This is a genomic window from Asticcacaulis sp. DW145 (assembly GCF_037101385.1).
Lineage (GTDB): Bacteria > Pseudomonadota > Alphaproteobacteria > Caulobacterales > Caulobacteraceae > Asticcacaulis > Asticcacaulis currens.
In genome coordinates this window covers 701,622-725,406 of record NZ_AP029024.1, presented here as the reverse complement: position 1 = coordinate 725,406, position 23,785 = coordinate 701,622, and the positions used below count along the sequence as shown (strand labels likewise).

The window sequence follows — 23,785 nt, the reverse complement described above, 5'->3', positions numbered from 1 at the left end:
AGGTGACGGGCTTGGCCGGACGGCGAATTTAAGCGCATTTTGACATTTCGGTGTTAGGGTCAGGGGCTCGCTACTGGACGCCCATGCCCGCCATCCCCGCCTACGAACGCGACGACTATGTGCGCCCGTCCCCCGCCAAGGGGCCGGGAGGCGCAAACGAAACGCCGGAACCGCCGCTGAGCGGCCCGGCTCTGGTCATTTTTCGCCTCGAAGCTCTGCTGGCGGCCTTCTGCGTCTTCATGTTTTCCGAAGCCCTGTGGGCGCCGCTATTTGCCCCCAATCAGGAAAACGGTGGCGAAGTGTCGTGGATGCGCCTTTTGTGGTTGCCCGTCTATGGACTGACCCTGCTGCTCAGCCTGATCCGCGCCGACCGTTTCCTGCGCATTCTGCCCGCTCTGGGTATGGGTGCGGCGCTGGTGGCCCTGTGCTATGCCTCCGGCTGGTGGTCGATAAATCCGGAGGTGACGAGCCGCCGCTCACTGGCGCTGGCCTTCACCATTCTCTTCGGCCTCTATTTGGGGGCGCGTTTCAAGGGCAGCGACCTGACGCAAATCGTCGGCGGCACCTTCTCCGTACTGGCCGTCGGCAGTATTCTGGCCGCCCTCTTCTACCCCGCCATGGGCGTGCATCACGACATCAATGCCGGGGCATGGCGCGGCCTGTGGCACGAAAAGAACCAGATGGCGGCCCTGATGACCTTCGGCTTTGTGGCCTGCTGCGCCAGCGCCTTCACCCTGCCGCAGCGGCGCGGCCTGTGGATCGGGGCGGCGGCCCTGATCTTCTTCCTGATTATCATGTCGCGCTCAAAGACTTCGCTGCTGGCCTGTTTGCTGGCGCTGGCGGCAATGCCGGTCCTTTCGGCATTACGCAGCGGCGGGGTACGCGGCGTACTGTTTGTCTGGGGCGCGGCCACCTGTGCGCTGATCGGCGGCGCGGTCTTTTTTGTGATGCCGGAAGCGGTGTTCAAGGCACTGGGCAAGGACCCGACGCTGACTGGGCGCACGGCCATCTGGGACTCCTTATTACGGCTCTCGGATCAGCGGCCGTGGCTCGGCTATGGCTATAAGGCCTTCTGGGGCCCGGACTCCATCCCCAACCAGATCGTCAAGAAGGAGACGCACTGGGACGTGCCGTCGGCGCACAATGGCTGGCTGGACCTGCTGGTGCAACTGGGCTGGGTGGGGGTGATCCTGTTCGCGGCCTGTCTGGCGGCGACCTTTTTCTGCGGCGTGTTCCGCTTCGCGCGGGTCCGCGACGGTTATTTCTCAGTGCTGAGCCTGTGCATCTTCAGCTTCCTGATCCTGTCCGAAAGCTTCATCCTGGGGCAGAACAACCTGATCTTTGTACTGTTTATCTGCGCCATGGCCCGACTCACGGCTAACCGGATGGAACCTTGATCACACCTCCCCAGCTTGCTGGGGTATAGCGACAGCGAAAGTATAGCTTTCGTCAGCGTTAGGACCATCAAGCGAAGCGCAGATGGGGGTGGGGGCCCAAACTTAAGCCCCCGAACCCACCGCCTGGGACACATGCGTCAGGCCATCGGCGTGCAGGCGCTGCACCAGATCGCGCTTGATCTCATCAATCAGCCCCGGCCCCTTATAGACCAGCGCCGAATAGAGCTGCACCAGCGACGCCCCGGCGCGGATCTTGGCATAGGCATCGGCCCCGGAGGCAATGCCGCCCGCCCCGATCAGGGTCAGCCGCCCCGCCGCCACCTTATAGGCGCTACGCAAGGCCGAGGTCGAAAGACCGAATAGCGGCGCGCCCGACAGCCCGCCCGTTTCCGTCGCCAGAGCTGAGCGCAGAGACTCCGGCCGCTCGATCGTGGTGTTGGAGACGATCAGCGCATCGAGCCCGTGCGCGATAGTCGCTTCGACCGCATCGGCGATTTCTTCCTCGCTGAGGTCAGGCGCGATCTTGAGGAAAATCGGATAGTTGTTACCCGTCACCCGCACCAGATCGGCGCGCGTCGTCGCAATCTGCCCCAGCAGCTCATCGAGGTGCGCCCGCCCCTGCAAGGCGCGCAGGCCCGGCGTATTGGGCGAGGAGATGTTGGCGGTAAAATAGGACGACAGGCCCCACAGGCGTTTCAGGCCCGTGACGTAATCGGCCATACGATCCGTAGCGTCCTTGTTGGCCCCGATATTGGCTCCCAGAACCGGCGCCGAGGCGCGGCCCTGATAACGCTCCAGATGGCTGGCAAAGACTTCAAGCCCCTTGTTGTTGAAGCCCATACGGTTGATTACCGCCTCGTCTTCACTGAGGCGGAACAGACGCGGGCGCGGATTCCCGGCCTGCGGCAACGGCGTCACCGTACCACATTCGACAAAGCCGAAGCCGGCGCGGCTCATGGCCAGCGGCACATCGGCATTCTTGTCAAACCCGGCGGCCAGGCCAACGCAGTTGCGCACGGCCAGCGCCCCGCCCTTAAAAGCGATGTCCGTGCGCAGCTCCGGCGGATCATAGCTGGAGCGCGGCCCTAAATTAAGTATCTGGCCCGATTTCAGCGCCAGAATCGTCGCCGCATGGGCGTCTTCGGCCTCCAGAAGATGCAGCGGTTTCAGCGCCAGCCGGTAGAGGTCCATCACTCGCCCCCGATCAGGTCTTTGGGCTTTAGCAGGTCATCGAAGATCGGGCGACCGGCCACATCGACCGTAAACACCGTTGCGGCGGCCGTCGGATACGAGCCGCGCGCCCGGTCGATATCGACCTGAGACGCCGCGCCTTCGGTCATATAGTCGACCACCAGATACTGAACGCCGGGATTGTGCCCGATGATCAGCAGGCAATCGCCCGCCCCTTCGTGCGCTTCGACCAGACGGCGCAGGTCGGACGCGCCCATATTGAACATGTCGTCACGCACCTCACCGGCTATGTCACCCAGCACGCCCTTGACGGCCTCGAAGGTCTGGTGCGTGCGGTGGGCGGCGGAGACCAGCGCGTAGTCGGGTTTGAGGCCGCGCGCTTTCAGCGCCTCGGCGACGGCGGCGGCCTCGCGCAAGCCGCGCTGCATCAGATTGCGCTCGAAATCCTCGCCCGACGCGCTGTCCTTTTCGGCCTTGCCGTGGCGCATGACGATCAGGTGTTTCATCATGAGTCGTGTTCCTTGTTCTGGCCCGCTTATGGACGCGAAAGCCGTCGCGGTTCAAGCCATATTCGCGGTGTTAGGCGGTGGCGTTGTTCAGCGGCCCTTCCTCCTCCCCACGGCTTGCCGTAGGGAGGAGACAACGCGCACCTCTCCTCACCCGGCCTTCGGCACCGGGAGGAGACAAACGCTGCCGCGAGCGCGAATCACTCCGCGATAAAGCCACCGGTCTGGCGGGCCCACAAGCGGGCATAGAGGCCCTGCGCCGCCAGAAGCTCGGCGTGGGTGCCGGTTTCAATAATCCGCCCCTCTTCCAACACCACCAGCCGGTCCATCCGAGCGATAGTGGAAAGCCTGTGCGCGATGGCGATGACCGTCTTGTCGGCCATAAGTTCGATCAGGCTGTCCTGAATGGCGGCTTCGACCTCGGAATCGAGCGCCGCCGTGGCTTCGTCCATGATCAGGATGGGGGCGTTTTTGAGCAGGACGCGGGCGATGGCGATGCGCTGTCTCTGCCCCCCGGACAGCTTGACGCCGCGCTCGCCCACATGGGCATCAAGGCCGGAGCGACCCTTATTGTCGCGCAGGTCGGGGATGAAGTCCCAGGCGTGGGCGCGGCGGGCGGCTTCGATGATCTCTTCATCAGAGGCCCCTGGCCGGCCATAGGCAATATTGGCGCGGATCGAGCGGTGCAGCAAAGACGTATCCTGCGTCACCATGCCGATATGGGCGCGAAGGGAGTCCTGCGTGACGTGCGCAATGTCCTGCCCGTCGATCCGGATGTGGCCTTCGCTGAGGTCGTAGAGGCGCAGGAAGACATTGACCAGCGTCGATTTGCCCGCGCCGGACGGCCCGACCAGCCCGATCTTTTCGCCCGGCGCGATGGTCAGGTCGATGCCATTCAGCGCCGGTTTGCCTTCGGCGTAATTGAAGCGGATGCGGTCAAATTGCACCTCTCCCGTCGTGACGCTCAGCGCTTTGGCGTCCGGGGCGTCGCTGACGCTGTGGGCTCTGGCGATGGTCTCGATGCCGTTCTGCACCGTGCCGATGTTTTCAAACAGGCTGGTGACCTGAAACATCACCCAGCCGGACATGTTGAGCACGCGCTGCGTCAAGGCGCCGACCAGGGCGATGGCCCCGACGGTGATCAGCCCCTGCCCCCACAGCCACACGGCCAGCACGCCGGTCGAAAGCAGAAGGGCGGCATTGAGACAGGCCACAAGGATATCCAGCCGCGTGATCAGGCGCTGTTGCTGCTGCCATTTGGCCGTATTGTCTTCCAGCGCCTCACGAACATAGGCGTCTTCGCGCGACGGGTCGGCGAACAGCTTGACAGTCTGGATATTGGTGTAGCTATCGACCACGCGACCGACCAGCGCCGAACGGGCTTCGGAGGCCTGCTCAGAGGCGCTCGACAGCTTGGGCACAAAGCGCCAGCAGATCAGGCCATAGACGATCAGCCACAGGCTCAGCGGCACGATCAGGCGGATATCGGCCTGAAAGAACATGTAGAGGGCACTGGAGAAATAGACCAGCACGTAGAGGAAGGTGTCGCACAGGGTAATCAAGGTGTTGCGCACGCTCGACGCGCTATCGACGACCTTGGACGCCACGCGACCGGCAAAGTCGTTGGAGAAAAAGCTCATCGACTGACGCACCACGTGGCGGTGCGACTGCCAGCGGATCAGGGCCGGGAAGTTGGTCGTCACCCCCTGTTGCAGCAGAAGCGACTGGATCAGCACCAGCAGCGGCCAGCCAAGACCTAACAACAGCAGCATGGCGATAAAATAGTGCCCGTGCTGCGCCCAAAGCTGCGACGGCTTTGTGGTGTTGAGAATATCCACTATGTCGGCGATGAAGCGGAAGATCATCACCTCGGTCAGGGTGACCAAGAGGCCCGCCGCCAGCACGCCGGCGAAGACGGGCCAGGTCTGACGTAGATAGACGAGAAAATAGGGCACGATCGACGCCGGCGGGGTCGTTTCCAGATAGGGCCGGAATGGGTCGATCAGGCGCTCAAAACGGCGAAACAGGGCGGTCAGCATGGCACAGCTTTCGGATGGGGCCGCACGCATGGCAGCCGCGCCGGTCATGAGGCGTCAGTAGCCGAAAGCGGCGGATCGTGTCATGCTCAAAAAGATGAAAACGGAGGGTCCATGCCCAATACGCTTCTGATTCTGTGGCCGATGGGCGCGCTGGCCGCCCTCACCTTTGTCATGCTGAGCGGTATTCTGATTACGCGCATCGCCGCCGCGAAGGCCGGACAGGTGACGCCGCGCGACTTTGCCTTTGGCGAAAGCGAGCGGGTGCCGAAGCAGAGCCGCCTGATCAGCCGCAACTATTCGAGCCTGTTTGAACTGCCGGTGCTGTTCTATGTGATTTGCGTGTTGCTGTTTGTCACGAAAACGGTCAGCGATGTGCAACTGATACTGGCCTGGGCCTATGTGGGCTTACGTATCCTCCACAGCCTGATCCATGTTACGATCAACCACATCCTCTTCCGCTTGCTGGCCTTTGCGGGGTCGGTGACGGTGCTTCTGACGATGTGGGTGCTGTTTTTTGTGCGGCTTGCCTGAACCTATACCTCCCCGGCATAGCCAAGGAGGTATAAGAACGTTTAGCTCAGCAAGGCCGCCGGGGCGCAGGCGTTGAATGACAGCCACACCTTTTCGTCCCAGGTGAAGTCTTCCTGATCCCAGCGCGTCAGGTTGGAGCGCAAGACCTTGACCATGCGGCCGCTTTCCAGCTCGACCTCATAGACCGTTTCCGACCCCAGATAGGTCATCAGGCGGATAGTCCCGGCGACGATGTTATAGCCTTCCGGGGCGTCTTCCATCTTGGTCGGCTTGTGATCGAACTTTTCCATCTCGATCTTTTCCGGACGCAGCGCCGCCCACACGGTTGCCCCGGTCGCGCCGGTCACCCCGTGGTCGAGATAGATGGGGCCGATGTCACGGCTGTTGATGATGGCGTGGTCCGGCTCATCGACGTCGAGCGTGCCTTCAAACAGGTTCACGCTGCCGATAAAGTCGGCGACAAAGCGCGAATTGGGGAACTCATAGAGGTCAAAGGGCGTGGCCACCTGTTGCAGCAGGCCGCGGTTCATCACGGCACAGCGCGTGGCCATGGCCAGCGCCTCGTCCTGATCGTGGGTGACCATGATGAAGGTGATGCCGACCTTCTCTTGCAAAAGCGCCAGTTCGGTGCGCATGGCGTCGCGCAGCTTGGCATCGAGCGCCGACAGGGGCTCATCGAGCAGCAGAACGCGGGGCTTTTTGACCAGCGCGCGGGCCAGCGCCACGCGCTGCCGCTGACCGCCCGACATCTGGTCGGGCTTACGCTCGCCGAAGCCACCGAGCTTGACCAGCTCCAGCGCTTCCTCGGCACGCTGACGGCGCTCAGCGAGCGGTACGCCGTCCATCTTCAGGCCATAGGCGACGTTATCGAGCACGCTCATGTGCGGGAAGACGGCGTAGGACTGAAACACCATGTTCACCGGGCGCTTGTTCGGCGGTGTGGTCGAAACGTCCTTGCCGTCGATCAGGATACGGCCCTCAGACGGCATCTCAAACCCGGCCAGCATACGCAACAGCGTGGTCTTGCCGCAGCCCGACGGACCGAGCAGGGAGAAAAATTCGCCCTCCTTGATGTCAAGCGACACATTGTCCACGGCGGTATTCTTGCCAAAGCGCTTGGAGACGTTCTCGAAGCTGATGATGGTCTTCTCTTCGGACATCAGTATGTCTCCGTCACTTCTTTTCGGGGCCGTGGCCGGCGGTCAGGGCGCTGGTCCCCTGGAATTTCAAGGCGAGGAAGGTGAGCAGGACCGTCACCACGATCAGTATGGTTGAGGCGGCGTTGACCTCAGGCGTCACCGAGAAGCGCACCATCGAATAGATCTTCACCGGGAAGGTCACAGTGTCGGGTCCGGAGGTGAAGAAGGTGATGACGAAATCATCGAGCGACAGGGTGAAGGCTAGAAGGGCGCCGGCGATCAGCGACGGCTGGATATGCGGCACCAGCACGTCCATCAGAGTGCGCCATTCGCTGGCCCCCAGATCCTTGGCGGCCTCCTCAAGCTCACGGTTAAACGAGGCGAGACGTGCGCGCACCACCACCGCTACGAAGGGGAAGCTGAACGAGACGTGGGCGATAATGATGGCCCCCAGATTGAGCGGCCACGGCAAACCCTGCGGCCAGGGGAAGATTTTGGCAAAGAAGACCAGCATCCCGACGCCCATGCAGATTTCCGGCACCACGATGGGGATGGCCATGCCCGCGTCGAAGGCCGTGCGGCCGGCAAAACGGAACCGCCACAGGGCAATCGCCGCCATGGCCCCCACGATCACCGAAATAACGGTCGAAAACAGCGCGATGACGATGGAGTTGGTAAAGGCCTCGATCAAACTCGAATTGGTCAGAGCCTTGGCATAGTAGTTCAGCGTGAAGCCTTGCCATACGACGTTACGCTTTGAGTCATTGAAAGAGAACACCATCAGCGAGATCAGCGGCGCGTACAGGAAGACGGTCACCGCGATCAGCCAGGCCTGAATGGGCCAGCGGCGCATATAGTCCAGGGGACCGGGACGCTCCTTCACAGGACGCTCTTTTTCCACCGGCGTGGCCCTGACGGAAGCTGAGTCGCTCATGCCATCCCCCGCTTCTTCGCCGAGCTGTCGAGCAGGCCCTGAATGGCGATACCGATAAAGGTCAGATAGACCAGAATGAAGCACAGGGCCGCGCCGAACGGCCAGTTATTGGCGCGCTTGAACTGGCTTTCGATCACATTGGCGATCATCTGCGAGTCCGTGCCGCCCAGAAGGTCGGGCGTCAGATAGGCTCCCAGCGCCGGGATAAAGGTGATCAGCACGCCCGACGCTATCCCCGCCCCGGCCAGCGGGATGACGATGGAGAACATGGTGCGGATATGACCGGCCCCCAGATCAAGCGAGGCTTCCAGCAGTGAACGGTCCAGCCGGTCGAGCGTCGAATAGAGCGGCAGGATCATGAACGGCAGATGCACATAGACCAGACCCAGCACCACGGCGAAGTTATTATAGAGCAACTCCAGCGGCTGAAACGTGCCCAGCGGCTGAAGCCCGATCAGGGTCATCAGGCCCGACGCATTCTCCCACAGAAACCGATAGGTCTGATTGACATAGCCCTCGCTGCGCAGGACCGCGATTAAGGCATAGGTGCGGATCAGCAGATTGGTCCAGAAGGGCAGCATGACCAGCAGTAAAAGCCACGGCTTCCACTTGTCGGGCGAAAAGGTGATGGCCAGCGCCACCGGAAAGCCGATCACCACACAGAGGAAGGTGGTCAGGGCCGCCACCCACAGGGACTTGACGAAGATGCCGAGGTAGAGCGGCTCCAACGCCTTGGCGTAGTTGCTCCACGTCCCCGTGAAGGCAATGTCGATCAGGCCGCGGTTTTCACCGAAGCTGTAGAGCCAGACGATCCCCAGCGGCACGAAGAAGAAGAAGACCAGCCAGATGAGCGGTGCGCTCATCAGGGCGGCAAAAAGTCCCTTGGCCTGACGCCAGCTCTGTTCCATAGGCAGTCCCCTTTGCACACACAAAAGCCGAACCGCCGCAGATGCGGGCACCTGCGGCGGTTATGGGTATCAGGCGGCCTTGATCTTGGTCATGGCGTCTTCATAAACTTGCGCCTTGGACGCGTCGAAGGCCGCGTATTCGCAGCGCGCCAGTTCTTCGGCTGTCGGGAAGATGATGGGGTTGTTCTTGTAGCTGTCCGGCATCAGCGCCTTGGCGGCGGCATTGGTCGTCGGATAGAGGATGGTCTCAAAAATGTGCTTCGAGGCCTGCGCATCCATCATGTAGTTGATGAACTTGTGCGCATTGTCCGGACGCGCCGAATCCTTGGGGATGCACCAGTTGTCCGAATTGAGCTGCGAGCCTTCCTTGGGGATGATGAAGTCGATATCGTCGTCCTCGGTCTTCACCTGAGCGATGTCGCCATTGTATTCGAGGACCAGATCGACCTCCTTCGACAACAGCATGTCCTGACCATTGTCTTCGTGGAAGGCCTTGATATTGGGCTTCTGCTTGATCAGCATGGCGGTGACCTTGTCGATGGTCGCCTGATCGAGGCCGTTGACCGAGTGGCCGAGATATTTGGCTCCCAGGCGGATCATATCGCCCGCCTCAGACAATACGGCGATCTTGCCCTTGAACTGGTCGGACTCGAACAGATACTTCCACGAATCCGGCTTGAAGCCCGCCGGCATTTTCGACTTGCGATAGCCGATACCCAGCACCAGCCAGGTATAGGGGGCCGACCATTTGCGGCCCGGATCATAGGGCACATCCATGAAGGCCGGGTCGATATTCTTTAGGTTGGGCAGCTTGGTGTGATCGAGCGGCAGCAGCAGATCGGCCTGCGACAGACGCTCCACGAAGTCGTTGGACGGGACGATAACATCGAAGCCGGAATTACCGGTCTTCATCTTGGCAAACAACTCGTCATTGGTGGCAAAGATCGACATGTTGACGTCGATACCGGCGGCCTTCTTGAAGTCGGCCAGCGTATGGGTGCCGATATAGGTGTCCCAGTTGTAGAAGTTCAGCTTGTTGCCTTCGCCGCCAGAGGTGCTGGCCCCCTGCGAACAGGCCGACAGGCCGCCGAAACTGATGCCCACCGCCGCGGCCCCCAGGCCTTGCAGCAAGGAACGACGCGATGCCCCAAAACTTTTCATATGGCGCGATGAACTCATGTCCGGTCTCCTTCGGTTTCGGCCCGTCGGTGCAGGACGGGGCGGGGTGCGTAAACCTCAGTGCGAAGACCTATCCAGCCCCGCCTGAATATGAAGATAAGTTAACAGAATACGGGATTGGGTTTCTGTCAACCGGCAACTGTGATCACGTTCGCAAATGCGTCATATTTCTTGCCGCCCGCACGTCTCAGGCGTTTCTTAAGTACCAGTCGTAGTCCAGTTCGGTGATTTCCTCGAAGAAACGCGCCTGTTCGGTCTTTTTGACCCTGACGTACATCTCAATGAAACGCTCGCCCAGATAGTCGCGCAGCACCTGAGACCGGTCGAGATACTCGACCGCGGCGAACCAGTTGGTAGGCAGCGTCGCGCCGGTTTCGGCGGCCACCGCATAGCCATTGCCGACCACGGCGGGGCCGGGGTCGATCTTCTGCGTCAGGCCGTGGTGGGCGCAGGCCAGAATGGCCGCCAGCACCAGATAGGGGTTGCCATCGGCCCCGGCGACGCGGTGTTCGACGTGGCGCGTATGGGCGGGGCCAGCGGTGACACGCAAACTCACCGTGCGGTTATTGACGCCCCAGGTCAGGCCCACAGGGGCGTAGGAATTGGCCTTGAAGCGCTTATAGCTGTTGGCGCCCGGCGCAAGGATGCCCATGCAGTCGGCCAGATGATCCTTCATACCGCCGATCATGTGCTTGAGCAGGGGCGAGCCTTCCGGATGGGCGTCGGCACAGAGGTTTTTGCCGTCCTTATCCGCCACCGAGACGTGGACGTGGAAGCCGGAGCCTGCGCGATCGGCCCACGGCTTGGCCATAAAGGTCGCTTCGATGCCGAGGCTGAGCGCCACGCCCTTGGCCATGCGCTTGTAGAGAACCGCATCGTCGGCGGCGCGCAGCGCGTCCGGCTTGTGCTTCAGGGTCAGCTCGACCTGACCGGGGGCAAATTCGGAAATCGCCCCTTCCAGCGGGATGTTCATCACATCGGCTGTCTCCCACAGAGTGCGGAAAAACTCACCGTGCGCTTCGACTTCGGGCAGGCCATAGACCTGAATCCCCTTGGGCGTCTGGCCGGTGTTGAAGCCGGCGGCGGGCACCAACTCGCCGTTGTGACCCCGCTCGATATCGACGAGGTAGTATTCCAGCTCGCAGGCCACCACCGGCGTCAGGCCATCTGCCTCATAGCGGTCGAGCACCCGTTGCAGGACATGGCGCGGATCGAGGTCGTTGGGCGTGCCGTCCAGCTCATAGAGCGAGAGCATCACCTGCCCCACATCGTCCCCCAGCCACGGCGCGGGCGTGAGCGTCCCCGGCACCGGTCGCGCCACGCGATCGGCGTCGCCGTCTTCCCAGACAAGGCCGGTCTCTTCGCAATCGGCCCCCAGCGTATCGACCACCAGAATCGAACCAGGCAGGAAGCGGCCATATTCGTAGATGGGCAAAAGCTCGTGACGACGCAGACGTTTGCCGCGCGGCACCCCGGTCATCGAGGTGAACAGTATCTCGAAGTAGTTGATGTGCGGGTGGGCCTCCAGAAAGGCCTTGGCCTCATCAACGGTGGCGACCATGGGGTGTGGCGGTAAAGACATGTTCGATCCTTCCTACTCCCCCAGCAAGCTGGGGAGGTCGGTTTAAAAACGCTTGTACTCAGTGATAAACCCTTCCACCGCCGCCACGAGGCGGTCAATGGCCTCCGGTGGGGTTTTGGGCGAAATCAGCATCATATTGTGGAAGGGCGCGATCAGCACCCCGCGATTGATCAGATAGAGGTGCAGGACCTCCAGCAGGTGCGGGTCCAGCGCGCGGCGCATGTCGGCGGCGTTTTGCGGGGCCGGATCGGCGAAGACCAGCTCGGCCCGCGCGCCCACATGCACCACCGACCACGGCACCTGATGCTGCGCAATGACGGCCCGCAGCCTCGTCACAAGGGTTTCGGCCCCGGCCTGCATCCAGGCGTAGGCGTCCGGGGTCATGACCTCGCTCAGCATGGCCTTCATGCCCGCAATGGCGAGTGCGTTGCCGGACAAGGTGGTGCCTATGCCGGACGACCCCGGCCCGATGGCCGCCTGAGTGGCGTCCATGCGCGCGGCGACCTCGGCGGTCACGCCCCACACGGCGGCCGGCACGCCTCCGGCAATGGCCTTGCCTACGGTCAGGACGTCGGCGCGCAGACCGTGTTCGCGCACATAGCCGCCAAAGCCGGACGACAGGGTGTGCGTCTCATCGTAAACCAGCAGCGTGCCCGTCTCGTCACACAGGGTGCGCAGGCGCTCATGATAGCCCTCAATCGGCAGGATCATGCCGCAATTGGTCATGACGGGTTCGAGCATGACGGCGGCGATCTCACCGGTGCGCAACGCCGCCTCCAGCGCCGCTAGGTCGTTAAACGGCACGACGACGCTGTGCTGCGTCAGGTCGGCGACCTGCCCGATCAGACCGGTTTTATGGACGATCTGCCCGTCCTTCAGCACCACAAAGGCGTCATCGACCATGCCGTGATAGGCCCCGTCGATAAACAGGATTTTGGCGCGACGGGTGATGGCCCGCGCCCAGCGGATGACGGCGCGATTGGCGTCAGACGCCGTGGTGGCACACTGCCATACCGGCAGGCCGAAGCGGTCTTTCAGAAGCTGACCTACCTCCAGGCTGGAGCGGGTCGGCAGCATGAAACCCACCCCCTGCCCGGCCTGGGCGGCGATGGCGCGTTGCAGTTCCTCGCGCCCGTGGCCGAACATGGAAGGGGTGTCACCCAGACAGAAGTCGTCATAGGCGTGGCCATCGACGTCCCACAGGGTCGCGTCCTTGGCCCGTTCAGCATACAGCGGCACGGGCGAGGCCCAGTCGTGCATCCAGTGCATCGGCACGCCGCCGCGCCACATACCCTTGGCCGCTTCGGCCAGAGCGACCGTTTTCGGGTGGGTGGCGGTGAACAGGCGCTTTTGTTCAGCGAGGAAGTCAGACAGAGACGTCAACCCAGCCCCCCGAAGCTGATGAACTTGGTCTCCAGAAATTCCTCAAGGCCTTCGACCGCGCCTTCGCGGCCCAGACCCGATTCCTTGACCCCGCCAAAGGGCGCGACCTCGGTGGACATGACCCCGTCATTGAGGCCGACCATGCCCGCCTCAATGCCCTGCGTGACGCGCCAGCCGCGTTTGATGTCCGTCGTGAAGGCATAGGCCGCCAGACCGAATGGCGTGTCATTGGCCAGAGCGATCCCTTCGTCTTCGGTGTCGAACGGATAGAGCGCCGCCACGGGTCCGAAGATTTCCTCATCGAACATGCGGGCCTCACGCGGCACGTGGGTCAGGATGGTCGCCGGGAAGTACAACGGCCCCTGAGTCTCATCGACCTTACCGCCCAGCACGACCTTAGCGCCCTTCGCCACCGCGTCGTCAACCAGTTGCGTCACCTTGGTCGCCGCCTTCTGATTGATCAGCGGCCCAAGGCCTGTGCCCTCTTCCCAGCCCGGCCCGAGTTGCAGACGTTTGGCTTCGGCGGTCAGACGTTCGACAAAGGCGTCATAGATGCCGCGCTGCACGAAGATGCGGTTGGCGCAGACGCAGGTTTGCCCCGAATTGCGGAACTTCGACAGGGCCGTCGCCGGGACCGCGATATCGAGGTCGGCGTCGTCAAATACCACCACCGGCGCATTGCCGCCCAGCTCCAGCGAGATCTTCTTGATGGTCGAGGCGCACTGTTCATAGAGTTTTTTGCCGACCGGCGTGGACCCAGTGAAGGAGAACTTTTTGATGCGCGGATCGGTGGTCAGGACCTTACCCACCTCGGCCCCGGTGGCCGCCGTCACAATGTGGATCAGGCCTTCTGGCACCCCGGCCCTGTCGGCCAGTTGCTTCAGCGCCAGCGCGCTCAGGGGCGTGTCTTCGGCGGGCTTCAGCACCGCAGCACACCCGGCGGCCAGCGCCGGCCCCAGCTTGCGCGTGATCATCGACAGGGGGAAGTTCCACGGGGTCACGGCGCCGACCACGCCTATCGGCTGTTGAATGGTCAGCAATTGTTTGCCCGCCACCGGGGCCGGTATGGTGCGGCCATAGGCGCGCTTGCCCTCTTCGGCGAACCATTCGATGAAGCCCCCCGCATAGGCCACTTCGCCGCGCGCTTCCTTGATCGCCCGACCCTGCTCCAGTGATACCAGAAGGCCCAGCGCCTCCTGATTCTGCATCAGCAGATCGTGCCATTTTTCCAGAATTTTGGCGCGTTCCTTGGCGGTTTTGGCGGCCCATTCGGGCATGGCGGCCTGAGCGGCAGCGATGGCGGCCTCAGTCTCCGCAGCGCCCATATCACGCACATAGGCCAGCACCTCGCCGGTCGAAGGGTTGTAGGAGGCAAACGCCTTATAGGCGGGCGGCGTCTGGCTGATGGCGTCGCCGAGGATGTCGAGAATGGCGGGGGTGAGTTTCATGGCTTTATACCGTATAGCTGATCGAGACGGACTTCAGATCGGCATACTTATATAGGGCGTGCAGGCTGCGATCGCGACCAAAGCCCGACTGTTTAAAGCCGCCGAAGGGCAGCGTAATGTCGCAGGCGTCCCAGCCATTGACCCAGACCAGCCCGGCCTTGAGCTGTTTCGCCGCCCGCATGGCGCGCCCGACATCCGCCGTCCACACCCCGGCGGCCAGCCCATAGACGGTATCGTTGGCCAGTCGCAAGGCCTCGGCTTCGCCCTCAAAGGTCAGGACCGACAGGACCGGCCCGAACACCTCTTCGCGGGCCAGCACATTGTCCGGCGTGATGCCGTCAATCAGCGTCGGCTCGACATAGAAGCCGCCGGTGTCGCGCCTGACCCGGCCGCCACCCAGCCGCAGCGTGCCGCCCCCCGCCTGCCCCTTGGCGATATAGTCGAGCGCCGTGTTCATCTGACGCTCGGAAATCATCGCCCCGAAGGCGGTTTGCGGATCGAAAGGATCGCCGACCGTGATGGTCTTGGCCACGGTTATGACCTTTTCGAGGAAGGCGTCCTTGATGGCGGCTTCGACGAATAGACGCGAGGCCGCCGTGCACACCTGACCCTGATTGTAGAAGACGCCCCAGGCGGCGTTCTGGGCTGCCGCTTCAAGGTCGGGGCAGTCGGCAAAGACGATCTGAGGCGACTTACCCCCTAATTCCAGCGAGACGCGCTTTAGGTTCGACTCGGCCGACGCCTTCATCAGTTGCCGCCCCACCGGGCCCGACCCGGTAAAGGCGATCATATCGACCTCCATATGGCGGGCCAGCGCGTCCCCGGCCTCATGGCCGAAGCCGGTTACCACATTGAACACCCCGGCGGGCAGTCCGGCCTCGATGGCCAGCGCCGCCACATAGAGCGCCGTCAGGGACGACAGCTCGGCGGGTTTGAGCACCACCGAATTACCCATGGCCAGCGCCGGGGCGACCTTCCACATGGCCATGTGCAGGGGGAAGTTCCACGGCACAATGGCCCCGATGACGCCCAGAGGCTCGTGTTCGGCATAGGAGAAACGGCCCTGCGGGGCGGGTGCCACCTCGCCATAGATCTTGTCGAGCGCCTCGGCATAGTAACGCACGCTGTTGATGGCCAAAGGGATATCGACGGCGCGCGCATCGCGGATCGGCTTGCCCGTATCAAGACATTCTAGCAGGGCCAGAGTTTCCGCGTGCGCCGTCATCAGATCGGCCAGGGCGTGCAGTACCTTTTTCTTGGCCTTAGGCGCGACGTGGTGCCAGCGCCCGTCTTCAAAGGCCTGACGCGCCGCGCGCACCGCCGCATCAACATCGGCGGCGTCACAGGCGGGCAGCCGGTTGATAAGGCTATGGTCGCGCGGAGTATGATTATCGAAGGTGCGACCGGACGCCGCCGCCGTCCATTGCCCGTCGAGAAAGGCCTTGTCGGGCTTGTACACGACTTTCAGGGCTTCAAGCACCCCGGACAGGTCGGCAGCAGACGTGGCAATCGGCGCGGGCAGCATGGCAAAACCTCCGGCAATTTGTGATCACAAATGGAACATGGCGCAAACGCAGTCGTCAAGCCTTAATCTCCCGCCTGCGGCGCAGCCGTGGGAGGGGGACCATCCGCGAAGCGCAGGGACAGCGGATGTTGGGAGCCGGTGACTCGGAGACGTCAACAGCCGCGTCCCTTGTCACCTTCGCTGGTCTTGCCCCCATGCCGTCGGCACAGGGAGAAGAAAAGGTTTACCTCTTCAACGCCTCCAGCATCAGCTCCATGCCCTCGTGCACGTCGTCCGACATATGCTGACGCACGGCCGCGGCATCGCCGGATTCAAAGGCGCGGATCAGTTCCTGATGGTGGTCCTGCGGCAGTTGCACGGTCCCTAGCCGCCCGAAGACCACACGCATGAACGGCCCCGATTGCAGCCACAGCGTCTTGGCCATATCGAGAAACAGATCCGCCTGCGCCAGCCTGTAGATGCGGAAATGAAAGGCGTGGTTGGCCTGCATATAGCCATCGACATCGCCCTTGGTCAGCGCCGCCATCAGGCGCTGATCGTCGGCTTTCAGCTCGGCAATCGTGTCCCTCGTCATCGCCGCCACGGCGCGGAAGGCCAGTTCCGGCTCAACCCACTGGCGCGCCATCATCAACTGTTTCAGGCGGTCTTCGGATAGGGAGGGCACACGCAGGCGCTTATTCGATGGCTGAAGCTCAAGCGCCTTCTGCGCGATCAGGCGGCGCACCGCCTCACGCACCGGCATGGGGCTAACGCCCAGCCCGCTGGCCAGGGTGCGCAAACTGACCGACTTCCCCGGCGGAATCTGCCCCTGAATCAGCAGGGTGGCCAGCGCCTCATAGACCTGATCATGGACAGAGGCGTCCTCGTCACGCCCATCGAACCCACCGCTTAGGGCGTTGGGCGTAAAGACGTTCAGCGCCGGAAAGGTCATAAAGACGGCCTCGAAAATGTGATCACAAAACAGCGGACGAGCGCACAAAAGGACTGGCAGAGCTGTGTATAGCCTGTAAGCTGTGGACGGACAATTGAAATGCCTGTTGTTTAAGGGAGACCCGGCCATGGACTCGTCTGATCATTTCCCCTCACCCGACGCGCTAAGTTCGTTCTGGATGCCCTTCACGCCCAACCGGGCCTTCAAATCCGGGCGGCACAAACTGCTGGTCGAAGCCGACGGCATGTATTACCGCAGCCACGACGGCCGCGAGATTCTGGACTCCACGGCAGGCCTTTGGTGCTCTAATGCCGGGCATAATCGTCCCAAAATCACGGCGGCCATTCAAAAGCAGGCGGCGGTGCTGGACTTCGCACCGACCTTCAATATCGCTCATCCGCTGGCGTTTGAATTTACCCACAAACTCAGCCACATCCTGCCCTACGACCTGAAAAAGGTCTTTCTGACCAATTCCGGTTCGGAGGCCGCCGATACGGCGCTGAAGATCGCCCTCGCCTATCATCGGATGCGCGGCAATGGTGCCAAGACGCGCCTGATCGGGCGTGAGCGCGCCTATCACGGCACGGGTTTTGGCGGCATCAGCGTCGGCGGCATCGTCAAGAACCGCATGCACTTCGGCACGCTGCTGACCGGGGTCGATCATCTGCCGCACACCCACTTGCCGCAGAATGTTTTTTCCAAAGGCGAACCGGAGCATGGGGCCGATCTGGCTGACGCACTGGAACGGCTGGTGACGCTACACGACGCCTCGACCATCGCCGCTGTCATCGTGGAGCCGGTGGCCGGTTCTACCGGCGTGCTGATCCCGCCGAAGGGCTATCTGAAACGCCTGCGTGAGATTTGCGACAAGCACGATATTCTACTGATTTTCGACGAGGTGATCACAGGTTTCGGGCGGCTGGGGACGCCGTTTGCGGCGAACTATTTCGGCGTGCGCCCGGACCTGATCTGCATGGCCAAGGGCATCACCAATGCCACCGTGCCGATGGGGGCCGTCGGCGTGTCGAACCGCATCTACGACACCTTCATGCAGGCGTCGGAAACCCCGATCGAGTTGTTCCACGGCTACACCTATTCCGGCCACCCGCTGGCCTGCGCCGCCGGGATAGCCACGCTGGAAACTTATGAAGACGAAGGCCTCTTCGCCCGCGCCGCTGAAATTTCGCCCTACTGGCAAGACGCCGTCCATTCTTTACGCGACGCGAAGCACGTCATCGACATCCGCAATCTGGGCCTAATCGCCGGGATCGAGCTGACCCCGCGCGAGGGGGCCCCGACGGCCCGCGCGCTGGAGGTCTTCGACCGCTGTTTTGAGGCAGGCCTGCTGATCCGCGTCACCGGCGACATCATCGCCATGTCACCGCCGCTGATCATCGAAAAGGCGCACATCGACCGCATAATCGAAACCCTGCGCCGCGTGCTGGATCAGACGGCTTAGGCTGAGGTCACGATCAACCTTGTCGATTTACCTCCTCCCTATTTTATCGGGAGGTGCCGAGTTTACGAGGCGGAGGGGTATCTCACGGATGGTTACGCCCCTCCGGCAGCGTCGCTTCGCTCGCTGACATCTCCCCACGCAAGCGTAGGGAGGAGAAAATAGCCATTCACGGTCTTGAACTTCCAACAGGGCCTAACTCACCGACACGATCAGGGCGAACAGGCCAAAAATCACGCAGCCCAGCCCATTGACCCACCGCCCGCCCAGCCTGCGCACGGTTGGCGCAAAGCGCGCGACCAGCAGGATCAGCACCAGCCAGATTGCCCACATCCCCTCGGGCTCACCCTCACCATTGAGGATCATCCCGCCCCACAGAAACAGGACCGACAGCAACCAGTAAAGCGGTGCGCAGAGAACGCCCGTCATGTGCCAAAGGGCGGCGATCAGCGTTTTCAACAATGAGCCTCTGCTTTTACGGAATTCTTACGGAATCGCGTGGATATCCTTGCCTGAAATTTTGTGTTCGCGCGCATTTGATTCCGAAAACCGTTTCACACTTTTCGGAATGCGCTCTAGCCTGTCAAACGGCCATAGTGTGCCGCACAATCGATCTGTTCAATTTCAAGGGGCGCGTCATGTTTAATCTGTCGGAACAGCTATCTGAGCTGCGGACCACCCTGATCGTCGTCGTCCTGATGGTCGCCGCAGCCATTATCGGTCTCGCCTGGGCCAGTATCGGCCTGTTCAACGCCCTGCAAATCTGGCTGGGGCCGATCTGGGGGCCGGTGGCGCTGGGCGGCGCGATGATCCTGCCGCTGATCTTGTATGTACTGGTCAAGCAGGCCGGCAAGCGCCGCCGCGAGGAACAGCAGGCCCTGCTCCGGGCCCAGACTCAGGCGGCCCACGCGCAGTCATCCATCGTGCATATCCAGCGCATCCTAGATGCCCTCAAAGGCCGCTCGCCCGTACTGGCCAGCGCCGCCGCTGTGGTCGCCGGGCTTCTGGCCTCGCGCTTCCCGTCGCTGCTGGCCATCGTGTCCGAGCTGATCTCGGCCTGGGGCGAAGACATGCGTCGCCGCGCCGCCGAACGCGACGACGACTGAGGCTTCCCCTCACCCCTTCCCGCAGATTGACCTGACACTTAACATACTATAGGGGGGTATAGTATGGGACATTTGCACGCCAATAAGGACAACCTCACCGCCCGCGTGCGCCGCATCGCCGGGCAACTGACGGCCATTGAAAAAGCCATCGACGCCGGCGCGCCGTGCGCCAGTGTGCTGCAGCAGGCGGCCGCCGTGCGCGGCGCTGTCAACGGGCTGATGGACCAGCTGATCGAAGAGCATCTGCGCGAACACGTCGCGCGCCCGGACCTGAGCCCCGAAGCCCGCGCCAGCGGCACCGAGGAGCTGCTGGCCGTTATCCGCCGGTACGCCAAATGACGCACACCCCGCACGATCACGTCTATCTGAGCGCCGCCCACGACGCCAATACCCGCCGCACCCTGTGGGTCGTCGGCCTGACCGCCGTGACCATGGTGGGCGAAATCGTAGCCGGTTATCTGACCGGGTCGATGGCCCTGCTGGCCGACGGCTTTCACATGGCGACCCACGCCGGCGCGCTGACGGTGGCGGCGCTGGCCTATCTCTATGCGCGCAAGCACGCCCATGACCGCCGCTACAGTTTCGGAACGGGCAAGGTAGGCGATCTTGCCGGGTTTGCCTCGGCACTGGTGCTCGGCATGGTGTCGCTGGGTATCGCGTTTGAGTCGATCCTGCGCCTATTTCAGCCGCAGGCGGTGGCCTTTACCGAGGCCACCCTCGTGGCGGTCATCGGCCTGATCATCAACCTGCTCAGCGCCCTGCTGCTGGGGCACGGGCATGATCACGGACATGGGCATGACCATAGCCATTACCGCGGGCACGATCACCACCATCATCATGAACATGAACATGAGCATGAGCATGAGCACGCGCACGCGCACGGCTCTACCGACAACAACCTGCGCGTCGCCTATATGCACGTGCTGGCCGATGCCCTGACCTCCATTCTGGCCATTGCTGCTCTGCTGGCCGGGCGGATTGCCGGGTGGTGGTGGCTCGATCCGCTGATGGGCGTGGTCGGCGCGGTCGTCATCGCGCGCTGGGCGTTGAGCCTTGTCAAGGACACGTCGGGCGTCTTGCTCGATCGCAGCGACGCGCAGCTTGAGGCCGAAATCCGTGAGTGTGTCGAGACCGACGGCACGACCCTTGCCGACCTGCACGTCTGGCGCATCGGTCCCTCCGCGTGGGCGGCCATCGTCAGCACAAAGGGGCCCGCCGACAGCGCGACCATCCGCGCCCGCCTGACCCCTGTGCACGATATACAGCACCTGACGGTTGAAACACAGGCCTGAGGGGCTTGCCAGTCCCGGCAAAAGCCGATAACTACGCCTCCCTCACCCCGCCGCGATCCGTCGCAAAGCGTGCCCCTGTGGTGAAATGGTAGACGCGCCGGATTCAAAATCCGGTACCGAGAGGTGTGTCAGTTCGAGTCTGACCAGGGGCACCATTTTATTTTTTCGCAGAAAAATTAAGATGGATCTTAGTTTGCGCTCAGAGGCTTCGCCCAGATTTCGGAAAGACGGGCTTCGCCCTTTGGGGCACAGCGCAGGCTGCGCTCCCGCCCGATCTCAGACAGCGAAGCGAAAGAACATCATTTTCCCCGCTAGTCGCTTAGCTCCAAACTCTTGTCATCTGCATAGCTCGTCCGCGCATTCGACCCATTAACCCCGTCTCTAAGTCCCTTCTTAAGCGATCAGGCACATTATCCACAGGCCGGATGTCGAACACGCCGGTGACTGGTGGCGTAAGATGATCGCTTTTAATACCGCAGCGGCGGGGGCCTTGAATGCAACGCGGATGTTTGACCGCGCCGCGACGAAGGTGGCTCAGTCCGCCGGGAATGACACCACCGACCTGATCGGGGCCGTGGTCGATCAGTCTCAGGCCCGCACCGCCTTTTCAGCCAATCTTGCCGTGATGAAGACCGCCGAACAAATGACCGGCCGTTTGCTGGATATGAAGATTTAACGGTTCGACGTCTCTGCGCAGGGGATTGGCGAAGGGCTCCGTATAAGGGATATCTTTCCTCTAACGGACGGTTACTTCCAATGACAAAGACCCCGCTTCTGATTGCCTGCGCCCTGTTCGCTCTGCCCGCGACCGCTCTGGCTCAGGCCGACGGCCAAACCCCACCGCCGGGCGGCTGGGGCAATGGCGGCCCCGGCCCGCGCATGACCCCCGATGAGCGCTTCGCCAAAATGGACGTCAATGAGGACGGCTTTATCACCCGCGACGAGTTCAAGGGCCGCCGCCCCGAAATGTTCGACATGATGGACGCCAACAAGGACGGTAAGCTGACCAAGGACGAAATGGTTGCCTTCATGAAGGGCCGGATGGAAAAGGGGCCGCGTAAGGAGGCCACCGCGTCTTCGGCCGCACCGGGAGGGAACTGAGCCCATGCGCCCCATAGCCCTCAGTCTGATGGCCGCTGGCCTTATGATGGCAGCCACTCCCGTCTTCGCTCAGGCCACCCTGTGGCAGGAGCGCATGCAGGAACACCGCAAGCGCGCAGACGAGATGCGTGAGAAGTTCGAGGAACGTTTGTTCAAACGCGCCGACGCCAATCAAGACAACTTCATCTCCCGCGAGGAGTTCCTGAAACAGGCCAATGAGCGTTTTGACCGCCTCGACGTCAATAAGGACGGCAAGCTGTCGCGCGAAGAAGTCCGCGCCGAACTAAAAGGCCCCAAGCGCCTGCCAGAGCCCAAGGACAAGTGATGCGCGATACGGTCGGTGATGCGCAGCTTATGCGGCTGACGGCGGAAGGCGATGCCGCCGCCTTCCGTCAGCTCGTGGCGCGTCACCTGCCGCGTGCCCACGCCGTGGCCTATCGCGTCCTGCTCAACCGGGAGGACGCCGAAGACGCCGTGCAGGCGGCCTTCACCAAGGTGTGGGCCCATGCCGGGCGTTACGAGCCGGAGCGCTCGGCCTTTTCGACCTGGCTCTACACCATCGTGACCCGCGCCTGCCTCGATCGGGCACGGCGTTTCAAGCCTGAGACTCAGTCCATCGACGACTGGGCTGAGGCGCTGAGCGATGGCGACCAGGACGCCGAGACGCAACTGTCGCAACAGCAGGCCGCCGGGGCCGTGCGTGCCGCGGTGGCGCAATTGCCCGTCAATCAGCGTATGGCCGTGGCGCTGTGCTATTTCGAAGGCTTCAGCAATGCCGAGGCCGCCCAGAGCCTCAATATGAGCGTAAAAGCGGTGGAATCGCTGCTCGTGCGGGCAAGACGGCAGTTGAAGACTGTGTTAGGAGTAAAGGATGACTGAGTTCGAGCGCACATTGCAGCAGTGGAAGACCCCGCAACCGGCGACGGGATTGTCCGACCGCATCGCGCGTGAGGCCATGCGCCAGCCGCAGGGCTTTGCCTGGCGCGACGTGGCGCAGCGCAGCCTGACCGAATGGCGCTACGGTCTGGTCTATAAGGCCGCCGCTCTGGCCGCCTGTGTCGTCATCGGCGTTGGCGTGTCGGTCAGCCTGAACCCGCCCGCCGCTCATGAGGCCGATCTCGACGAACTGGCCTTTATTGTCGGTATCTGAGCCGCGCTATAATTCTGCCGCTTATTGGCGTTAGGATGTCACCTTGAACCGGAGGTGACCTCATGCGTAAGACCCTGATCTGGCTGATCCCCGCCCTGAGCCTGTCGGCCCTGCCCGCTGCGGCCGAAACCGTTGCGCCGCCTAAGACCGCCGCCGAAAAACAGGCCCTGCGCAGCCGGCTTGAGGCCGAAGTCGATAGGCAGTTCCGCAAGACCGACAGCAACAGGGACGGCAAGATTTCGCGCGCCGAACTGACAGCGGTCAGCCCCAAAAATGCCGCCTATTTCGATCTGGTCGATACGAACCGTGACGGCACCCTCAGCCGCGAAGAACTGAGCGCCGTGGCCAGCCTGATGTTCGAAAACTGGGTGACGAAGAACGGTTAGACCGCCTTTACCGTGCGGATCGAGAACTGCGACACCAGCTTGGACACGCCCGGCATGGTCGAAAGCACGTCGCGGTGCACGTCCTCATAGGACAGGCTTTCGCGCAACACGATTTTCAGCAGGTAGTCCGCCTCACCCGACATCAGGTGGCATTCTTCGACGGCAGCGATCTGCACCACCGCCTTTTCAAACTTTTCGAAGGTTTCGCGGCGCTGGTCCTGAAGTGTTACGTGCACGAAGACCATGCCCTGCTTGCCATGCACGCTTTCGGCGATGACCGCGCGGTAGCCGGTGATGATGCCGCGCTGTTCCAGCAGCTTGACGCGACGGTGCGCTGCCGACGGGCTTAGACCCACCTTTTCCCCCAGTTCCGCCGCCGTGGCCCGCGCGTCATTGCGCAAAACCTTGATCAGCTCGCGGTCAAAAGAATCGAGATCGGAAAATTTATCAGCGTTCGCCATGGAATTGAGAATATATCCCGCAAATCGGCAGCACAAGCCACATAATTGCAAGAAAATCCATCGAAATTCGTATCATTATCTACCACATAAGCGCACGCCGAAAAGTGGATCCCGGTTTTCGGGGTTTCGTGCGCGCCGAA

26 protein-coding genes and 1 tRNA gene are annotated in these 23,785 nt (G+C 62.2%); 13 read left to right on the top strand and 14 right to left on the bottom strand.

Annotated elements, in window-relative coordinates:
• Positions 1-83: 83 nt before the first annotated feature.
• Positions 84-1,397, top strand: a complete 1,314-nt coding sequence (locus tag AACH73_RS03355) for an O-antigen ligase (RefSeq protein ID WP_338735416.1) — start codon at positions 84-86, stop codon at positions 1,395-1,397.
• A 102-nt stretch (positions 1,398-1,499) separates the two neighbouring features.
• On the opposite strand, the gene AACH73_RS03350 is transcribed toward AACH73_RS03355, so the two are convergent.
• The 3 genes from AACH73_RS03350 to AACH73_RS03340 form a co-directional block, all read right to left on the bottom strand.
• Positions 1,500-2,588 (bottom strand): quinone-dependent dihydroorotate dehydrogenase, encoded by a 1,089-nt coding sequence (locus tag AACH73_RS03350; protein ID WP_338735415.1) that lies wholly within the window; start codon positions 2,586-2,588, stop codon positions 1,500-1,502.
• Positions 2,588-3,097 (bottom strand): histidine phosphatase family protein, encoded by a 510-nt coding sequence (locus tag AACH73_RS03345; protein ID WP_338735414.1) that lies wholly within the window; start codon positions 3,095-3,097, stop codon positions 2,588-2,590. The genes AACH73_RS03350 and AACH73_RS03345 overlap by 1 nt, the downstream gene beginning before the upstream one ends.
• Before the next feature lie 197 nt (positions 3,098-3,294).
• Positions 3,295-5,181 (bottom strand): ABC transporter ATP-binding protein, encoded by a 1,887-nt coding sequence (locus AACH73_RS03340; RefSeq protein WP_338735413.1) that lies wholly within the window; start codon positions 5,179-5,181, stop codon positions 3,295-3,297.
• Between the two features lie 63 nt (positions 5,182-5,244).
• Between AACH73_RS03340 and AACH73_RS03335 the strand changes: the two genes are divergently transcribed.
• Positions 5,245-5,664: an MAPEG family protein gene (locus tag AACH73_RS03335; RefSeq protein ID WP_272740627.1), complete on the top strand. Its 420-nt coding sequence runs from the start codon at positions 5,245-5,247 to the stop codon at positions 5,662-5,664.
• Positions 5,665-5,705: 41 nt separating this feature from the next.
• Here AACH73_RS03335 and AACH73_RS03330 read toward each other — a convergent pair whose 3' ends face one another.
• The 9 genes from AACH73_RS03330 to AACH73_RS03290 form a co-directional block, all read right to left on the bottom strand.
• Entirely contained in the window at positions 5,706-6,824 is a 1,119-nt protein-coding gene (locus tag AACH73_RS03330) for an ABC transporter ATP-binding protein (protein WP_338735412.1), read from the bottom strand.
• Positions 6,825-6,837: 13 nt separating this feature from the next.
• Positions 6,838-7,656, bottom strand: a complete 819-nt coding sequence (locus tag AACH73_RS03325; protein WP_272740871.1) for an ABC transporter permease — start codon at positions 7,654-7,656, stop codon at positions 6,838-6,840.
• A 77-nt stretch (positions 7,657-7,733) separates the two neighbouring features.
• Positions 7,734-8,645: an ABC transporter permease gene (locus tag AACH73_RS03320; protein WP_272740629.1), complete on the bottom strand. Its 912-nt coding sequence runs from the start codon at positions 8,643-8,645 to the stop codon at positions 7,734-7,736.
• Between the two features lie 69 nt (positions 8,646-8,714).
• Positions 8,715-9,824, bottom strand: coding sequence for a spermidine/putrescine ABC transporter substrate-binding protein (locus AACH73_RS03315; protein WP_338735411.1), 1,110 nt, complete (start codon positions 9,822-9,824; stop codon positions 8,715-8,717).
• Positions 9,825-10,011: 187 nt separating this feature from the next.
• Entirely contained in the window at positions 10,012-11,385 is a 1,374-nt protein-coding gene (locus AACH73_RS03310) for a glutamine synthetase family protein (protein ID WP_338735717.1), read from the bottom strand.
• 63 nt (positions 11,386-11,448) lie between these two features.
• Positions 11,449-12,789 (bottom strand): aspartate aminotransferase family protein, encoded by a 1,341-nt coding sequence (locus tag AACH73_RS03305; RefSeq protein ID WP_338735410.1) that lies wholly within the window; start codon positions 12,787-12,789, stop codon positions 11,449-11,451.
• Positions 12,786-14,237, bottom strand: coding sequence for an NAD-dependent succinate-semialdehyde dehydrogenase (locus AACH73_RS03300; protein ID WP_338735409.1), 1,452 nt, complete (start codon positions 14,235-14,237; stop codon positions 12,786-12,788). Before AACH73_RS03300 ends, AACH73_RS03305 begins: the two co-directional genes overlap by 4 nt.
• Positions 14,238-14,241: 4 nt before the next feature.
• Positions 14,242-15,762, bottom strand: coding sequence for an aldehyde dehydrogenase (locus AACH73_RS03295; RefSeq protein ID WP_338735408.1), 1,521 nt, complete (start codon positions 15,760-15,762; stop codon positions 14,242-14,244).
• 223 nt (positions 15,763-15,985) lie between these two features.
• Positions 15,986-16,693, bottom strand: a complete 708-nt coding sequence (locus AACH73_RS03290) for a GntR family transcriptional regulator (protein WP_272740634.1) — start codon at positions 16,691-16,693, stop codon at positions 15,986-15,988.
• Positions 16,694-16,820: 127 nt separating this feature from the next.
• On the opposite strand from AACH73_RS03290, the gene AACH73_RS03285 reads away from it, so the two are divergent.
• A complete protein-coding gene (locus AACH73_RS03285) occupies positions 16,821-18,152 on the top strand; it encodes an aspartate aminotransferase family protein (protein WP_338735407.1) in 1,332 nt (443 codons plus the stop codon).
• A gap of 192 nt (positions 18,153-18,344) precedes the next feature.
• On the opposite strand, the gene AACH73_RS03280 is transcribed toward AACH73_RS03285, so the two are convergent.
• A complete protein-coding gene (locus AACH73_RS03280) occupies positions 18,345-18,608 on the bottom strand; it encodes a hypothetical protein (RefSeq protein WP_338735406.1) in 264 nt (87 codons plus the stop codon).
• A 179-nt stretch (positions 18,609-18,787) separates the two neighbouring features.
• On the opposite strand from AACH73_RS03280, the gene AACH73_RS03275 reads away from it, so the two are divergent.
• The 10 genes from AACH73_RS03275 to AACH73_RS03230 all read left to right on the top strand — a co-directional run bounded on the left by AACH73_RS03275 (position 18,788) and on the right by AACH73_RS03230 (position 23,184).
• Entirely contained in the window at positions 18,788-19,255 is a 468-nt protein-coding gene (locus AACH73_RS03275) for a hypothetical protein (RefSeq protein ID WP_272740637.1), read from the top strand.
• 63 nt (positions 19,256-19,318) lie between these two features.
• Positions 19,319-19,594 (top strand): metal/formaldehyde-sensitive transcriptional repressor, encoded by a 276-nt coding sequence (locus AACH73_RS03270; RefSeq protein ID WP_272740638.1) that lies wholly within the window; start codon positions 19,319-19,321, stop codon positions 19,592-19,594.
• Positions 19,591-20,547: a CDF family Co(II)/Ni(II) efflux transporter DmeF gene (gene dmeF / locus AACH73_RS03265; protein ID WP_338735405.1), complete on the top strand. Its 957-nt coding sequence runs from the start codon at positions 19,591-19,593 to the stop codon at positions 20,545-20,547. The genes AACH73_RS03270 and dmeF overlap by 4 nt, the downstream gene beginning before the upstream one ends.
• Before the next feature lie 71 nt (positions 20,548-20,618).
• A tRNA-Leu gene (locus AACH73_RS03260) sits at positions 20,619-20,702 on the top strand.
• A 302-nt stretch (positions 20,703-21,004) separates the two neighbouring features.
• Entirely contained in the window at positions 21,005-21,223 is a 219-nt protein-coding gene (locus tag AACH73_RS03255; protein ID WP_272740640.1) for a hypothetical protein, read from the top strand.
• A gap of 80 nt (positions 21,224-21,303) precedes the next feature.
• The gene (locus AACH73_RS03250) at positions 21,304-21,648 is read left to right on the top strand and encodes an EF-hand domain-containing protein (protein ID WP_338735404.1); all 345 of its coding nucleotides are present in this window, start codon (positions 21,304-21,306) and stop codon (positions 21,646-21,648) included.
• Between the two features lie 4 nt (positions 21,649-21,652).
• On the top strand, positions 21,653-21,973 hold the full coding sequence (locus tag AACH73_RS03245; RefSeq protein ID WP_338735403.1) for a hypothetical protein: 321 nt from the start codon (positions 21,653-21,655) through the stop codon (positions 21,971-21,973).
• A complete protein-coding gene (locus AACH73_RS03240; RefSeq protein ID WP_338735402.1) occupies positions 21,973-22,527 on the top strand; it encodes a sigma-70 family RNA polymerase sigma factor in 555 nt (184 codons plus the stop codon). The genes AACH73_RS03245 and AACH73_RS03240 overlap by 1 nt, the downstream gene beginning before the upstream one ends.
• Positions 22,520-22,798 (top strand): hypothetical protein, encoded by a 279-nt coding sequence (locus tag AACH73_RS03235; protein WP_338735401.1) that lies wholly within the window; start codon positions 22,520-22,522, stop codon positions 22,796-22,798. Before AACH73_RS03240 ends, AACH73_RS03235 begins: the two co-directional genes overlap by 8 nt.
• 62 nt (positions 22,799-22,860) lie before the next feature.
• Positions 22,861-23,184, top strand: coding sequence for an EF-hand domain-containing protein (locus AACH73_RS03230; RefSeq protein ID WP_272740645.1), 324 nt, complete (start codon positions 22,861-22,863; stop codon positions 23,182-23,184).
• Here AACH73_RS03230 and AACH73_RS03225 read toward each other — a convergent pair.
• Complete coding sequence (locus AACH73_RS03225) at positions 23,181-23,645, bottom strand: Lrp/AsnC family transcriptional regulator (protein ID WP_013479302.1); 465 nt, start codon at positions 23,643-23,645, stop codon at positions 23,181-23,183. The two genes, AACH73_RS03230 and AACH73_RS03225, sit on opposite strands and share 4 nt — an antisense overlap.
• Positions 23,646-23,785 lie beyond the last annotated feature (140 nt).